Origin of the sequence: Actinoplanes campanulatus (genome assembly GCF_014647795.1) — a bacterium.
In the GTDB taxonomy this organism is placed as follows: Bacteria; Actinomycetota; Actinomycetes; order Mycobacteriales; family Micromonosporaceae; genus Actinoplanes; species Actinoplanes campanulatus.
Window position 1 is genome coordinate 96,411 of sequence record NZ_BMPW01000016.1, and the last position, 15,036, is coordinate 111,446.

A 15,036-nucleotide genomic window follows, 5' to 3' on the forward strand; every position below is an offset into this window, starting at 1 on the left:
CATGTCAGCGCCGCCCCTTGGGATCGAGCGCGTCACGCAGGCCGTCGCCGAAGAGGTTGAAGGCGAGCACGGTGATGAAGATCGCCATACCCGGGAAGAACATGAAGTGCCAGACCGTGTAGAACCGGGCGGCCTCGGAGAGCATGCCGCCCCAGCTTGCCGTGGGCGGACGGATACCGACACCGAGGAACGAGAGCGCTGCCTCGAACAGGATGTTCGTCGGGATCAGCAGCGTCGCGTAGACCAGGATGGGCGCCACCAGGTTCGGCAGCATCTCCTTGAAGATCACGTACGGGCCGCGGGCACCGAGGCTCCGGGCCGCGTCGATGAACTCCCGCTCCCGCAGCGACAGCGTCTGACCGCGGACGATCCGGCCGATGTACGGCCAGCTGAAGAACCCGATGATGAAGATCAGCAGGGAGATCCGCAGCGCGTCGCCGGAGAGCCCGAACGCCTCGTCCGGGATGACACCGGCCAGCGCGATCGAGAACACCAGCAGCGGGAACGCCAGGAACACGTCCATCGCGCGGCTGATCAGCGAGTCCACCCAGCCACCGAAGTAGCCGGCCACCACACCCAGGGTGGCGCCGATGGCCACCGACAGCAGCGTCGCCAGGAAGGCGATCAGCAGCGAGATCCGTGCACCGTAGACGACCCGGCTGAAGATGTCCCGGCCGTTCTGCGGCTCCACGCCGAAGAGGTGCTCGCCGCTGATGCCGGTGCCACCCTTCGGGACGAGGGTGCTGGTGTCGATCAGGTTCTGGTGGAATTGGTTCGGCGGGTGGCCGAAGGCGTCCACGATCCACGGCGCCAGGATGGCCACCAGGATCAGGAAGATGACGACCGATCCACCGGCCATCGCGACGCGGTCCCGCTTGAGGCGGGTCCACGCGATACGCCCGAGAGAGCGGCCTTCGATGGCCTTACCGGGAACGGCCCCCTCGACGGGGTCCGGAACCACCGGAAGCTGGTCCGAGACCGTGCCGGGTCCAACGACCATGTGAAGTGTCCGGTCCTCTCCCGGCCGACCGAACGGCAGGAGTCCACGGTCACCGGACACGGGCACACGAGGCCCTGGCCGATGACGATGGCCCACGCAGCGAACGGCAACCGATCGGTTAACGCATGCCTCGAGTGCCGACCCCCGTCGCACCGACCCAGATCAGACCGGTGCCACGAAGGCACTCGACGGCGGGTGTGGCCGCCATCGAGAGGAACATTCACCTAGCGCGGTGCCCCGGGTCAAGCTCACGGACCGCACACGGACGGTTCCGTGTCTCCTCCGTGATATTGCTGTGACCTAGATTCCGAACAAAGGGAAGGTGTCCGCGTAAGACCCCAATCCGGGCCATACCCGGACAGGAGGCTACGGCACCGTTACAAGAGGTTAATTCAGACGGCGCGTCGCCCTTCGAATGCACGACCGAGAGTGATCTCATCGGCGTACTCCAGGTCCCCGCCGACCGGCAGGCCACTCGCCAATCGGGTCACGGCGATCCCCATCGGCTTCACCAACAGCGCCAGATAGGTCGCTGTCGCTTCACCCTCCGTGTTCGGATCGGTGGCCAGAATCAGCTCCCGCACCTCCCCCGTCCCGAGGCGGAGAAGCAGTTCGCGGATGCGCAGATTGTCCGGCCCGATGCCCTCGAGCGGATTGATCGCCCCACCGAGCACGTGATAGCGGCCCCGGAACTCACCGGTCCGCTCGATCGCCACGATGTCCTTGGGCTCCTCCACCACACAAAGGACCTCATTGGTACGGCGGGTGTCCCGGCAGACCCGGCACTGCTCCGACTCGGCCACGTTGAAGCAGGTGGTGCAGAAGCGGACCAGCTCCTTCACCTTGCGCAGCGCGGTGGCCAGCCGGTTCACATCGGCCGGATCCGCGGAGAGGACGTAGAACGCGATACGCTGCGCCGACTTCGGGCCCACGCCCGGCAGCCGGCCCAGCTCATCGATCAGGTCCTGGATTGCGCCTTCGTACACGGATCAGAACCCCGGCAGGGAGAAGCCGCCGGTGGCCGGGCCCATCTTCGACTCGGCCAGCTCGCGCTGCGCCTCAGCCGCGTTGTGGATCGCCGCGAGCACCAGGTCCTCCAGAGTCTCCACGTCCTCCGGGTCCACGGCCTTCGCATCGATCTTCACCGACTTGAACTCACCGAGACCGGTGACCACCACGGTGACCAGACCGCCGCCCGCGGTGCCGGTCAGCTCCGCCGCCGCCAGCTCGGCCTGCGCCTGCGCGACCTGCTGCTGCATCTTCTGCGCCTGCTTCATGATCTGCTGCATGTTCGGCTGTGCACCGGGGCGCATGGCACCGCTCCTCAACTAGTGATTCCGTAGTCAACCGTCAATACCGCACGGCGGTCGACGTTACCGCCGTCAGCGTAACCGCCACCCTCTTCATGCCCGGGACGATGCCGCCGGACACCCCGGGCCACCGGCCCACCTAGAGCTCGCCGATCTTCTCCGCGCCGAAGGCCGCGCGGAGCAGCTGCATCGCCTGCTCCTCGCCGCTCTGCCGGGCCGTCTTCTCGTCGATCACATCGTCGAGCGGCTCATCGCCGGGATCGAACCCGTCGAAGCCCGCGCCCGACGGCGGCGGGCCGTCGTACTCCGGGTCGTAGGGCGCCTCCTCCGTCGGCGACCCATCGGACCAGGACGATCCACCGGCCGCGGGCCGCGCCGGGCCCGCTCCGCGCGCGCCGGCCAGAACCGCACGCGCGGCCGCGGCGCCACCACCAGAGGCATCTTTTCCGGTACGCGCGGCCGCAGCGCCACCAGAGGCATCCTTCCCGGTACGCGCGGCCGCGCGCGCCGCCTCCATGGCAGCCGATCGTGCGGGTGCTCCAGGAGCCGCCGAACGTGCGGGCACCGTGGGAGCCGCCGAACGTGCGGGCACCGCAGGGGTCGCCGAAACTGCGGACGCCGCGGGGGTCGCCGAGACCGCCGCTCCGCCGAACGCCGAGCCGCCCCCGACCGCACCCCCCACCTGTCGCGCCGCTGCCCCCGTCCCAGAGGACCCGGCGGTTGCCGCAGAGTGCCCAGCGGAGGCCCCAGGGCCCCCCGCAGACGCCGAAGGATGCCCAGCAGACGCCGGGGAAGTACCCGGCGAGGCGGAAGGGCCTGCCGCCCCCGCGGAAGGCCCCGTCGCGGCAGCAGCGCCCGCCGAAGCCCCGGACCCACTTGCCGCCGGATGCCCCGGCCGGGCGGGTTCCGGCCACTCGGATCTCGCGCTCGCCGGGGCTGGCGAGCCGGATCGGGCAGCACCCGGCCTGACCGGCTCAGGCCAGGAATCATCGCCCGCCGCAGACCCGGCGCGCACCGAATCACCCGGACGTGATTCCCCGGAGCGGTCCACCGCAGCGGGCGGGCGCGCAGGCTCCGGCCAACCACCATCGTCAGGACCCGAGGCGACCGGAGCCGGAGCAGGTGGGCGGGCCGGCTCCGGCCAGTCGTCGCCGCTCGCTGCCGGGGCCTCGTGAACTGACGGCGCGGGACGGGCCGTCGCGGGTGGCTGGGCGGCCTCGGGCCAGTCTGAGTCCGAAGACGGCGCTCGCCGGTCGTCCCCGGGGCCCTGCGGAGGGCGAGCCGCCGGTCGGTCGTCGTCGGCGTCGGCGGACGGGCCGCGCTGCGCGGGTCGGGACGGCCGGGGCTCGGACCGACCGGTGTTGCGTTCCGGGCCCGCGTTGCGCTCCGGAGCCGCCGTGTAGGCGCGGTTGGCGCCGCCGGACCGGTTGTTGCCGGCCGTGCCGCGCGCCGGACCGGAACCGGGCGGGTCGCCGACCTCGCAGCGGACCTGCCAGCGACCGCCGAGAGCCTTGGCGAACTCGTCGGCCAGCAGATCGTTCAGGTTCCGCATCCGGGCGACCAGGCCCGCGGTCGGCGCCGTGATGACCACCTCTTGGCCGTCGACGCGGCTGAGTGCCACGCCGTGCGACTGTGCGGTGCGGACGCGCTGGTTGCTCTGCCCGAGCTGGTCCCAGACGGCCCGCACGCGCTCGAAGCCGGAGGCCCGGGGCGCGGACGGCTCGTCGTCCCACGGGGGCTCTTCGTCGTATTCGTCCTCCACCGGACCGGCGGCCCCGCGCCCGTCCGCGACACCGTTCCAGTCCGGCTCCGAGCCGTCCTCCGCCGAACCGGGCACATCGGCTTGCTCGGCAACGGACGGTGCCGAAGACGAAGCGGCGTGAGCAGCGGCCGCCGCCCCCGACGCGCCTTGAGCAGGGTCCGCGTGAGGAGCGGCCACTGCCCCGGACGCGCCTTGAGTGGAATCCGCGTGAGGAGCGGCCACTGCGCCTTGAGTGGAGTCCAGGTGACCGCCGGCCGCCTGACCGGGAACCGCCGGGCTGGTGACGGGCTGAGCAGGAACGGCTTGCGCGGCGGGGGCCGCCGGGGAGACCGGGCGCACGACAGTCGGGCCCGGCCGGGACGAGGCGGCCCTGGCAGCGGCCATCGCGGCCGCCTTCGCGCCACCACCGGCCGCGGCGCCCCGGGACGCGTCGTCGGCGGGCGGGTGCCCACCGCGTACCTCATCGGAAGCGGACGGCCCGGCGGCGCCGACCGGAGCGGAAGCCGTGCCCGAGGCGGCGATGGGAGCGGACGGCGCGAGAGTGACGCCCCGCTCGAGCCGCTCCAGGCGCTGCAGCAGGGCGGACGACGACGCCTCCGCCCCCGGCAGCAGCATGCGCGCGGTGAGCAGCTCCAGCAGGAGCCGGGGCGCGGTCGTGCCGCGCATGTCGACCAGGCCGTTGTGCAGGATGTCGGCGCAGCGGGAGAGGGTGGCCGCACCGAGCCGGTCGGCCTGCCCGGCCATCGCCTCGAGCTGGTCGGCCGGGCCGTCGATCAGGCCTTTGGCGACCGCGTCCGGAACCTGCTGGAGGATGATCAGGTCACGGAGGCGTTCAAGCAGGTCGGAGGCGAACCGCCGGGGCTCGTGGCCGGCCTCGGCGACCCGGTCGATGGTGGCGTAGGCGGCGGCTCCGTCGCCGGTGGCCAGCGCGTCGCACATCTCGTCGATCAGGGTGACGTCGGTGACGCCGAGGAGGGCGACGGCCCGGTGATAGGTGACGCCCTCCGGGCCGGAACCGGCGATCAACTGGTCCAGGATCGACAGGCTGTCCCGGGCGCTGCCACCGCCGGCCCGCACGACCAGCGGGAACACCGACGGCTCGACGGTGACGCCCTCGGCGTCGGTGAGCTGTTGAAGGTACGGCCGGAGCACCGCGGGCGGGATGAGCCGGAACGGGTAGTGGTGGGTCCGCGAGCGGATGGTACCGAGGACCTTGTCCGGCTCGGTGGTGGCGAAGATGAACTTCACATAATCCGGGGGTTCCTCGACGAGCTTGAGCAGCGCGTTGAACCCGGCCGACGAGACCATGTGCGCCTCGTCGATCACGTAGATCTTGTAGCGGCTGTTGGCGGGCGCGAAGAACGCCTTCTCCCGGAGCTCACGGGCGTCGTCGACACCACCGTGGCTGGCCGCGTCGATCTCGATGACGTCGATCGATCCCGCGCCGTCGTTGGCCAGCGACCGGCAGGAGAGGCAGACTCCGCACGGCTCGGGGGTGGGACCCTGCTCACAGTTGAGCGAGCGGGCCAGGATGCGGGCGCTGGAGGTCTTGCCGCAACCCCGTGGACCGGAGAAGAGATAGGCGTGGTTGAGCCGCCCGCTGCGCAACGCCTGCGACAGCGGCTCCGTGACGTGCTCCTGGCCGATGATCTCGGCGAAGGTGCGCGGACGGTACTTGCGATAGAGGGCGAGAGCCACTCCTGCCACCTCCTGAAGACCGCGTCATTCTCCGTCGAGGGTCTGACAAGAACAAACGGCGCGCCCCGGAAGAGGACCGGAAACGAAAGGACCCCCCGTGCACCCGTCAGAGCCCGCTTATCCTTGCTGCCTTCCGGCCCTGGGGAGGTTCACGAGATACACGCCGCACGAGGGGCTGATCGCAAGCCTACCCGGTGCGCCGCGCGCCACCCAGACCCCCTCCCCGCGCGTGCCGGACCGGAGGGCGTCTGTATTCTGGCCCACGGAGGATTCGCCTAGAGGCCTAGGGCGCACGCTTGGAAAGCGTGTTGGGTTAACACCCTCACGAGTTCGAATCTCGTATCCTCCGCCAAGCCCTACCAGGGCAGACGTTGAAGGCCGAGCCGGTTGGCTCGGCCTTCGGTGGTTCCGGGCCCGACGCCGGCCGGCCAGTGGGGCAGGTCTATTGTCGGGGGCGAAAACAGTGCGGGCGAGGGCCGGCTCCCGATCGGGGCCGGCCCTCGCCTCTTTCACTTCTTGATCTTGTAGGTGGCGGAGACGGCACGACCGTCGTAGTGACCGGTCCGCTTGGCGATCACGGTCAGGGTCAGCCTCTTGCCGGCCCACGACTTCTTGATCTTCAGGGACGACGTCACCGCGACCAGCTTGCCGTTCACGCGCCACTCGTACCGGAATGAGGTCGGCCGGGGTGACCAGGCACCCACCGTGGCCTTGACCGTCCGGCCCGCCTTCACCGTGCCGTTGATCTTCGGCTTGGCCGACGCCTTCGGCGCCGTGCCGTAACCCACCACCACCGTGCCTGAGGACGCCGGGGTGGAGACCCGGTCGGCACGCTTCGCGGTCACGGTCACCCCGAGGCGTTTCCCGCGCAGAGAGGCCGGGATCTGGTACGACGAAGCGATCGCCCCCTTGATCGCCACACCGTTCGCCGTCCACTGGTACGAGTACGACGCCGGCGCCGGATCCCAGGAGCCCACCGCGGCCCGCACCGTCACGCCGACCCGCACCGACCCGGTGATCCCCGGCGCCCGCAGGAGCCGGAGCGGCTCCAACGTGACCGGCACGCACGGCTCGCCGTCGCAGGTCGTCTCGGCCCGGAACGGCAGGTTCGCGTTCTCGGTCCTGGGCGCCAGCACGAACAGCGCCATCCCGGACGGCTGCTCGTACGGCAGGCTCACCTGGCAGCCGCGGCCGCCCTCGGCGTACGAGCAGGCGGTGATCCCGCCGTCGGCCAGGGTGGTGAAGTAGTACGGCTCGGGCGTCTCGGTTCCACCGCCGGTGTTGCTCAGCGCCACCGTGAAGGAGCTCCGGTTCTTCACCGGCGCCGACACGCAGACCGCGGTCCGCTGGTCGGAGAGGGTTCCGGCGAGCGGGCCGACGCCGGTCGCCGGGCACTGGGCGACCGGCTGCCCGGCGCTGGTCAGCCGCCAGGTGTCCAGCCGGTACGCCACCTGCTGCCCGTCCACCGCCGGCCAGACGAAGATCTGGTAGGCGGTCGAGCCGCTGACCCGGCACGGCACCACGTACCCCGGGCAGCGGTCGGCGCCGGACGCGTCGGTGATCCAGTAGCGGGCGGCGTACCCGGTGCTGCGCACGCCGAGCCAGTGGCTGTCGGCCGCCGACGCGGTGACCCGGTAGCAGCGCACCTCGTCGTCGGTCCGCAGGGTGCCGGCCAGCGCCGGCCCGCCGAGCACCGAGTTCGACGGGGTCTCGCACCGCGCTCCGGCCGGGCTGTAGTCCTCCCGGTGGATCCGGTACTGGAAGTCGGAGGCCGCGGCGGTCAGCACCACCGTGTACGCCTTGCCCGTCTCGAACCTGCAGCGCAGGAGCTGGGCCGAGGCCCACAGGGCGCTGCCGCAGACCTGCTTGCCGGTGGTGTCCCGGACCGCGATCGTGGCCCAGCCGTCGTGGCCGGTGACCGGGGCGTACCCGATGATCTCCGCGGTCGAGTGCCGGTCCGCCGGAATGCTGTAGCAGGTGGTGAACCGGCCCGCCGAGAAGGCGGTGTTCACGCCGACGGTGGCGCCGATCGCGCCCTGCGGCAGGACGGCGCACCCGTCCACCCGATCCGTCCGCTGCACGACCACGGCATAGTCGCCGGGGGTCGCGCCGTCCGGAGCGTTCAGCAGGATCCGGTACGGCGCCGGGCCGGTCAGCACGCAACCGTTCGTAGCGCACAGGTCGGCGCCGTTCCCGTTGATCAGCGTCCATTCCGGACGGGCCGCGCCGGTCGCCCTCGCCGGGTACAGCAGCCCGATCGGGGCGCCGGCCGAACCGGTCAGCTCCAGGCAGTCGGTCTCACCCGCGACGGTGAACGAGCCCCGTACCGCGCCGCCGGAGATGCCCTGGTCGGAGACCTGGACACACCCCGTGGCGGTGGGCTGGGCGAACACCGTGGCGTACGCGCTCTCGGTCACCCCGGAACCGGCGATCAGCGTGTAGCGGCCGGCGGCCGGGAAGTCGCAGAGGCCCCCGGCGGTGCACACGTCCCGGCCCTGGACGTCGTACACCTGCGCCGACGTCTCGTAGCCGCGGGCGTCGACGACCCGCACCAGGTGGCGGCCGGCGGCCGGGACGTCCAGCAGGCGGCAGCGGTTGCCGGTCGGCGCGCCGGCCGGGCCGGTCCCGAACGTGCCGGGCGTGACCACCACGCACCCGGCGGGCGCGGACAGCCGCCGGACCTGGTAGCTCACCTCACGCTCGGCGTCGCTGAACGCCACCAGACGGTACGGGCCCGAGCCGGGCAGCGCGCAGCCGTCCACCTCGTCGTACTGCTGGTCGGCGCAGATCGGCGCGCCGGTCCGGTCGGAGATCCACGACAGGTCGGCGCCGGAGACGTACGAGAGGATCCGCTCGCCGGGATCCGCGGTGAACGGCAGGCAGAACGCCTGCAACGGTGACGTCGGGGTGATCCGCCCGGTCGGCTGGTCCCAGCCGGTGCCGGTCGCGGCCGTACAGCCCTGGTCGGTGTTCACGTTGAGGAACACCGCCTGGTACGGGTAGGTGTCCCACTCGTCGTTGCGCAGCCACAGCGTGTACGTCCCGGCCTCGGTCAGGTCGCAGGCGCCGCCCCACTCCGAGCAGACCACCCCGCCGGCGTCGCTGAGTTCCCAGTCGAGCTGGCCGCCGTCGGTGGTCCGGACCCGCTTCAGACCGGCCGAAGCCCGCACCGTCCAGCAGTCGAAGCCGTCCGGCTCGACCTCGCCGGCCGCCACCTGGTCTTCGGCGAGATCCCCGAAGCCGGCTTCACGCAGGGCGCCGCAGCCGACGGGGGTGTCCGCCTGCACCGTCGAGCCGGATCCGGCCGAGAGCGCGAGTGTGGGCTCTGCCGGGGCGGGAGAGACCGACGGCGCGGGGGTGGCCGCGTGGGCGGCCCCCGGCAGTCCGGTCGCGATCAACAAGCCGCCCAGTAGAGCGGCGCTCCAACGCCTCACGGGCGCTGCCTCATGCACATTTCTGGATCTTGTCAGTCGCGCACATTGACCGGCGCCTAGCTCCCATCATTCGGGAAGAGCCAGTTCAAACGTGGCGACGAAACCGTCCCGGCCTAGATCTGAGCGGCCGCTATCGCGTCGTCGACTTCCGGAAAGATCGCGAAATACCGGCTGAGACCGACCGTCTCCATGAGCTGCGCGAGGAACGGGTTGGCGCCGGCGAAGCTCAGCCACCCGCCACGCGCGGAGATCACCTGTTTACTCGTGATGAACGCGCTCAGCCCCACCGAGTCGCAGAACTTCAGCCCGGTCAGGTCGACCACGATCCGCGGCACCGGGCGCTCCAGCAGGCCGGCCAGGGCCGCGGACAGCTGACCGGCGGTGTCGGCGTCCAACTCGCCGCGCAGGTGCAGCACGGCGACATCAGAGCGGTGATCGGAGACTGTGGCGTGCATGATGATCGGCTTCCTACCCGTGTGATGGGAATTTCAGGCTAGATCCAGAACTTCGCCACACACCGGACAGAGCGTGCGTCAGACAAACACGAACGGGCCGGACCCCATGTGGGATCCGGCCCGTTTCGAGGCTGGCCGGTTCAAAGTCAAGCATTTGCGGCGCAGCCTTGGGGGGCTCCTGGCACAGCTCCTAGAGCTCGCGCCACCGCCAGCGTGGACCACGCCACGCGTCGGCCAGGATCATCGCTGACGCCTTGCCGGGACACTGCTGCACCTTCGACTTGCCCTCGGGGCCGCCCATCTGGGCCTCGACCTCCCAGAGCGCGCCGTCGGTGCGGACGTAGACGTCCCGGCGCGCGAGCCGGACGTCGCCATTCCACCAGTGATGCTCAACTCTCACGTGTCAAATCTAGGACAGACATCGACGAACCTGGGTCGAGTGATTCTGTGAATTCTTCTCGCCGCCAGGTCGGAACCACATTGTCTGATCCGGTATATTTTGCCAGCGTGACTTGCGCAACACCCTATGTATTAGGGCCGCGCATGGTCGGCTACAGAACGTGATCCCATGCCCTGAACTGCGAAGAAACATGGCCGTTACAACATGCGGGCTGATCATGGAGAACAACCGAACGGATGAGCCGTCACTCCCGCACTCGGCCGACCCCGGAACCGGCGACGGAGCGTAACAGGAACGCGGTCCAAAAGACAGAGAGCCCGGTCCATCGGACCGGGCTCTCTCGTGGCGGTGGCGGCGGGATTTGAACCCGCGGAGGGCGTAAACCCTCACACGCTTTCGAGGCGTGCTCCTTAGGCCACTCGGACACACCACCGGGAAGTACGTTACCCGACGCCGGAAGGCGCTTGCCGCCGGGTCACCCATTACCCGCCGCGACCCGGCTGACCTGGCAAGATCGTCGCTATCGACACGGAAAACGGAGAAATCGCATGAGCGTGCACATCGGTGGCAAGCCCGGAGACATCGCCGAACGGGTGCTGCTGCCCGGCGACCCGATGCGGGCGAAGTGGATCGCCGAGACCTTCCTGGAGGACCCGGTCTGCTACACCCAGGTCCGGGGGATGCTCGGCTTCACCGGCACCTGGCAGGGTGTGCGGGTCTCGGTGCAGGGTTCCGGCATGGGCATGCCGTCGGCCTCGATCTACACCCACGAGCTGATCAACGAGTACGGCGTGAAGTCGGTCATCCGGATCGGCTCCTGCGGCGCCCTCGCCATGGACCTCAACCTGGGTGACGTGGTCGCGGCGATCGGCTCGGCCACCGACTCCAACATGAACCGGGCCCGATTCGACGGTCTGATCGACTACGCGCCGGTCGCCGACTTCGGTCTGCTGCGCACCGCGGTCGACGTGGCCGAGGCGCAGGGCGTGCCGATCCGGGTGGGCCCGATCCTGGCCGCCGACGCCTTCTACACCGACCGCCCCGACCTGTACGACGCCCTCGCCGACTACGGCGTGCTCGCGGTCGAGATGGAGTCGGCCGCGATCTACACGATCGCCGCCCGCTACGGCGCCAAGGCGCTGACGATCCTCACCGTCAGCGACCACATCAAGCGCGGCGAGGCGATGGACTCCGCCCAGCGCGAGCAGGGCTTCAGCAACATGGTGAGAATCGGCCTCGCGACAGCTATTGCTTGATTGCTCCGCTTCGCTCCGCGGCAAAACGCCTTGTAACCGGTGTCGAGGCAGGTGATCTCCCGCCGCCAGCAAACCCCGCTGGCGTCGGCAGATCACTTGCCTCGACACCGGCGGCGTTTTGCGGGGGTGCCGAGTGCACCGCCGTCCCAGTGAGAGTGGGTGTGCTGGTCAGCGGAAGAAGTCGCGCATGAGCCGCGCGCACTCGGGTTCCAGGACGCCGCCGTAGACCTCGGGGCGGTGGTTGAGGCGACTGTCGCGGACCACGTCCCAGAGTGAGCCGACCGCCCCGGTCTTGGGCTCCCAGGCGCCGAAGACCAGCGTGGAGATCCGGGCCAGGACCAGCGCGCCGGCGCACATGGTGCACGGCTCCAGGGTGACCACCAGGGTGCAGCCCTCGAGCCGCCACTCGCCCAGCCGGGCGGCGGCCCGGCGGATGGCGAGGATCTCGGCGTGCCCGGTGGGATCACCGGTGAGCTCCCGCTCGTTGCCGGCGGACGCCAGCTCGGCGCCGTCCGGGCCGAGGATGACCGCCCCGACCGGTACGTCGTCGGGCGAGGTGGACGCGACGGCGAGCGCGCGCCGCATCCACTCCTCGTGCTGCCTGCGGCGTATCACGCCTCGCGCAGCTCCTCCATCTCGTCCCCGCACCCGATCCGCTGGCAGATCTCGGCGGTGACGTCGGAGGGCAGCATCCCCTCCATCCCGCACAGGGCGAGCAGGCGCTGCGCGCTCACCCCGAGATCGCCGAGCAGCTCGGCGTCACCGACCGGGTCGGCGTCCGGCTCGGCCGGCTTGTCGTCCTCGTCACCCGAACCCAGGTCGTCCAGCCCGAGGGCCGGCGTCTCCACCTCACCGAGCAGCACCGATCCGATCCGCGACTCCTCGGCGAAGGCCGAATCGGACCCGAAGACCCGCAGGTCCTCACCCTCGTCCAGGCGCAGGATGGCGAGGTACTCGTCGTCGCTCTCGACGAACAACACCGCGAGGTCGGCGTCCGGCTCGGTATCCCGGAGCGCGTCCACCACCTCGTCGATGTCGGCCAGGCCTGAAAGGTCCAGCTCCGACGCCGTCCATCCGCTCTTGGAACGGGCGACAGCGGCAGCGAAAATCGACACGATTCCCCCAACGCGACTCTAAACTCTCAGCGCCTGACGGTAGCGGGTAGGACGGCGGGCGCATCGCGCCACGCCTTGACGGGCTCGAAGTCAGTTCACCAGGCGACGTCGCGTGGCGATCAACTCGCGGAGCCGCACGCCACGAAGGCGTTGCGAAGGCATCGACTCACGGGACGACTTCGCCTGGGCGAGAGCCGCCAGTAGTTCGAGACGTCTACGGCAGCGATCGGGGTCGAGCCGTTCTGGCGAGGGGGCCATGAAGCCGAGAGTGCCGAGCCGTACGACGTTCGTCAAGGGTCGATGGCCACATCGGCAGAACCACTGCTCAGGGCTACCGAGAGGGCACGTGTGGTGGTCGTCTCACCAGAGCGGCCAGTCGTAGGTGGCCACCCATCGGAGCGTGACGAAGAGCAGCGCGATCGACAGCGCCAGACCACTCGCGACGGCCACGCCGACGGCCACGCCACGGTCGCCGAGAACGGCCAGCAACAGGGCCACCGCCCAGGCGGCGAGCGCCGCGCCGATGGTCCACCACGCGTACGACGCCAGACTGCTCCCGAGACTGCCGAACAGCACGAACCAGGCCGTGGTGGCGGCCAGCCCGGTGAGGAACGGGGCGGCGGTGACCGGATGGGGCTCCCGGTAGGTGGGCCGCGGCGGCATCGCGGCGAACTGCGGGGACGGTTGCGGAGCGTTCCGCGGCGGGAGGTAGCCCGGTGGTGGCGGCAGGGCCGCGGGCCAGGAACCTCGCCGGTCCGCCATCTGTCGCCCGCCTCCTCCCGATCAAGCCACGCTCCCGATGAAGCCTAGCCAACCCATCCACCGGTACGCGGTCTGCACGATTTCCGCTCATCTGCCAGGATGTCGCGGTGCGTTTACTCCGTACCCTCTCTGGTTTGACGATCGCGGCGGTCTGCCTGGCCGGCTGCGGGTCCACCAATGGGTCGGCCACGCCGGCCTCGACCCCGCAGTTCGTCGACCCGGCCGCACAGGCGTCCTCGGCCGATCCGGCGGCGGCCCCGTCGGCCCCGGCCGGCGCCGCTCCCGGCCCCAGCACCGCGCCCAGCGCGCCACCGTCGGTGAAGCCGTCGGCGAGCGCGACGGCCCCGGTCGACGTGAAGTACGTCTTCCCCGTCGACGCGTCGAACGTCGACTGGCACGACACCCACTCGAAGTACCCGGCGACCGACATCTTCGTGAACTGCGGCTCCCGGTTCGTCGCCACCACGAGCGGACGGGTGCTGGAGGTGAGCCTCACCGACACCTACGTCGAGGGGAAGCCGGACGGCCCGGCCAACGGTGGGCTGTCGGTGTCGATCCTGGGCGACGACGGGGTGCGCTACTACGGCTCGCATCTCAGTAAGGTCCAGTCCGGCATCCGGGCCGGCGTGCGGGTGAAGGCGGGGCAGCTGCTCGGTATGACCGGCAAGACCGGCAACGCCAACGACGTCTGCCACCTGCACTACGGCATCTCGCCGCCGTGCGCGAAGACCGGCGACTGGGAGGTGCGGCGCGGCGTCGTCTGGCCCTACACCTACCTGGCGTCGTGGCGCAAGGACGGCCAGAAGAGCCCGGTCGCGTCGGTCGCCACCTGGAAGCGCAAGAACAACTGCAAAGCCTAGGCTCTGCGTCGTGAGCACAGCGGTGATCGGACTCGGGCTGATCGGTGGTTCCCTGCTGCGGGCGCTGGCCGCGGCCGGGCACGACGTGGTGGGCTACGACGCCGACCCGGCTACCCGGGAGGCGGCTCGCGCGGCCGGGTTCCGGGTCGCCGGCACGGTTCCCGAGGCCATCCGGGGCACGGAACTGACCGCTCTGGCCGTACCCCTGACGGTGTTGCCCGAAGTGATCGCCGAGATGAAAGGTCACGACGGCCTGGTGACCGACGTGACCTCGGTGAAGGGTCCCGTGAGGGACCTGATGACGGGTTTCCGGTTCGTCGGCGGGCATCCGATGGCCGGCAAGGAGACCTCGGGGTTCGCGGCGTCGGAGGCGGGCCTGTTCGCGGGATGCGCGTGGGTGCTCTGCCTGGAGCCGCACGGCACCGATCTGGCCGACTGGCTGTCACTGGCCGGGCTGTTCACCTCGATGGGCGCGCAGGTGGTGCCGGTGACCGCGACCGAGCACGACACCGCGGTGGCCCAGATCAGTCATGTGCCGCATCTGTTCGCGGCCGTGCTGGCGCAGCAGCTGCTGGGGAACCCGCTGGCCGGGACGCTGGCGGCCGGCTCGTTCCGGGACGGCACCCGGGTGGCCGCGACCCGCCCGGAACTGACCGCGGCGATGTGCGGCGGCAACGGGAGTGCCGTGCGGCGGGAGCTGCACCGGCTGATCGGTGATCTCCAGCGGCTGGAGGAGCACCTCGCGGCCGGCGACCCGACCTCGGCGCTGGTGCCCTACCTGTCCCTCGCCTCGCACGCGCGGGGCGCGTGGCCGCCGGCGCCGGGCACTCCGGAGAAGGTGCCGGCCGATGTCGAGGCGCTTCTGGAGCTGGGCCGGGCGGGCGGATGGGTGACGTCGGTGAACGACACCGAGCTTGCCGGAATGCGGCCGGAAACTGACCTCTTTCTCTCCTAACGTAATGGGTGACGCCCCACCGCTAAGGA

General features: G+C 70.6%; 13 protein-coding genes, 2 tRNA genes and 1 other RNA gene. 4 read left to right on the plus strand and 12 right to left on the minus strand.

All coding sequences use genetic code 11. The features are described 5' to 3' along the window. Positions 1–4: 4 nt before the first annotated feature. The 5 genes from IEZ13_RS28385 to ffs all read right to left on the minus strand — a co-directional run bounded on the left by IEZ13_RS28385 (position 5) and on the right by ffs (position 5,950). A complete protein-coding gene (locus IEZ13_RS28385; protein ID WP_183224266.1) occupies positions 5–1,000 on the minus strand; it encodes an ABC transporter permease in 996 nt (331 codons plus the stop codon). Between the two features lie 392 nt (positions 1,001–1,392). Next, a complete protein-coding gene (recR, locus tag IEZ13_RS28390; protein ID WP_183224264.1) occupies positions 1,393–1,986 on the minus strand; it encodes a recombination mediator RecR in 594 nt (197 codons plus the stop codon). A gap of 3 nt (positions 1,987–1,989) precedes the next feature. Next, positions 1,990–2,289, minus strand: a complete 300-nt coding sequence (locus tag IEZ13_RS28395) for a YbaB/EbfC family nucleoid-associated protein (protein ID WP_221245901.1) — start codon at positions 2,287–2,289, stop codon at positions 1,990–1,992. 160 nt (positions 2,290–2,449) lie between these two features. Then, positions 2,450–5,770, minus strand: a complete 3,321-nt coding sequence (locus IEZ13_RS28400) for a DNA polymerase III subunit gamma and tau (RefSeq protein WP_183224260.1) — start codon at positions 5,768–5,770, stop codon at positions 2,450–2,452. A gap of 83 nt (positions 5,771–5,853) precedes the next feature. Further along, positions 5,854–5,950, minus strand: an RNA gene (ffs, locus tag IEZ13_RS28405) — signal recognition particle sRNA small type. Positions 5,951–6,034: 84 nt separating this feature from the next. On the opposite strand from ffs, the gene IEZ13_RS28410 reads away from it, so the two are divergent. Then, positions 6,035–6,122, plus strand: a tRNA-Ser gene (locus IEZ13_RS28410). Between the two features lie 157 nt (positions 6,123–6,279). Here the strand turns inward: IEZ13_RS28410 and IEZ13_RS28415 are convergent. The 4 genes from IEZ13_RS28415 to IEZ13_RS28430 form a co-directional block, all read right to left on the minus strand. Then, complete coding sequence (locus IEZ13_RS28415) at positions 6,280–9,171, minus strand: hypothetical protein (RefSeq protein WP_183224258.1); 2,892 nt, start codon at positions 9,169–9,171, stop codon at positions 6,280–6,282. 146 nt (positions 9,172–9,317) lie between these two features. Continuing rightward, entirely contained in the window at positions 9,318–9,659 is a 342-nt protein-coding gene (locus IEZ13_RS28420; RefSeq protein ID WP_183224256.1) for an STAS domain-containing protein, read from the minus strand. Between the two features lie 190 nt (positions 9,660–9,849). Beyond that, positions 9,850–10,059, minus strand: a complete 210-nt coding sequence (locus tag IEZ13_RS28425) for a hypothetical protein (RefSeq protein ID WP_183224254.1) — start codon at positions 10,057–10,059, stop codon at positions 9,850–9,852. A gap of 343 nt (positions 10,060–10,402) precedes the next feature. Then, positions 10,403–10,492 (minus strand) — tRNA-Ser (locus tag IEZ13_RS28430). Between the two features lie 115 nt (positions 10,493–10,607). On the opposite strand from IEZ13_RS28430, the gene deoD reads away from it, so the two are divergent. After that, the gene (gene deoD / locus IEZ13_RS28435) at positions 10,608–11,315 is read left to right on the plus strand and encodes a purine-nucleoside phosphorylase (RefSeq protein WP_183224252.1); all 708 of its coding nucleotides are present in this window, start codon (positions 10,608–10,610) and stop codon (positions 11,313–11,315) included. Between the two features lie 168 nt (positions 11,316–11,483). On the opposite strand, the gene IEZ13_RS28440 is transcribed toward deoD, so the two are convergent. The 3 genes from IEZ13_RS28440 to IEZ13_RS28450 all read right to left on the minus strand — a co-directional run bounded on the left by IEZ13_RS28440 (position 11,484) and on the right by IEZ13_RS28450 (position 13,192). Then, a complete protein-coding gene (locus tag IEZ13_RS28440; protein WP_229795156.1) occupies positions 11,484–11,900 on the minus strand; it encodes a nucleoside deaminase in 417 nt (138 codons plus the stop codon). A 26-nt stretch (positions 11,901–11,926) separates the two neighbouring features. Continuing rightward, entirely contained in the window at positions 11,927–12,430 is a 504-nt protein-coding gene (locus IEZ13_RS28445) for a tRNA adenosine deaminase-associated protein (RefSeq protein WP_183224248.1), read from the minus strand. 360 nt (positions 12,431–12,790) lie between these two features. Continuing rightward, positions 12,791–13,192: a hypothetical protein gene (locus IEZ13_RS28450; protein WP_183224246.1), complete on the minus strand. Its 402-nt coding sequence runs from the start codon at positions 13,190–13,192 to the stop codon at positions 12,791–12,793. A gap of 89 nt (positions 13,193–13,281) precedes the next feature. Between IEZ13_RS28450 and IEZ13_RS28455 the strand changes: the two genes are divergently transcribed. Beyond that, the gene (locus IEZ13_RS28455) at positions 13,282–14,052 is read left to right on the plus strand and encodes a M23 family metallopeptidase (protein WP_372441885.1); all 771 of its coding nucleotides are present in this window, start codon (positions 13,282–13,284) and stop codon (positions 14,050–14,052) included. Between the two features lie 10 nt (positions 14,053–14,062). Next, positions 14,063–15,007, plus strand: a complete 945-nt coding sequence (locus IEZ13_RS28460; protein ID WP_183224242.1) for a prephenate dehydrogenase — start codon at positions 14,063–14,065, stop codon at positions 15,005–15,007. Positions 15,008–15,036: the final 29 nt, after the last annotated feature.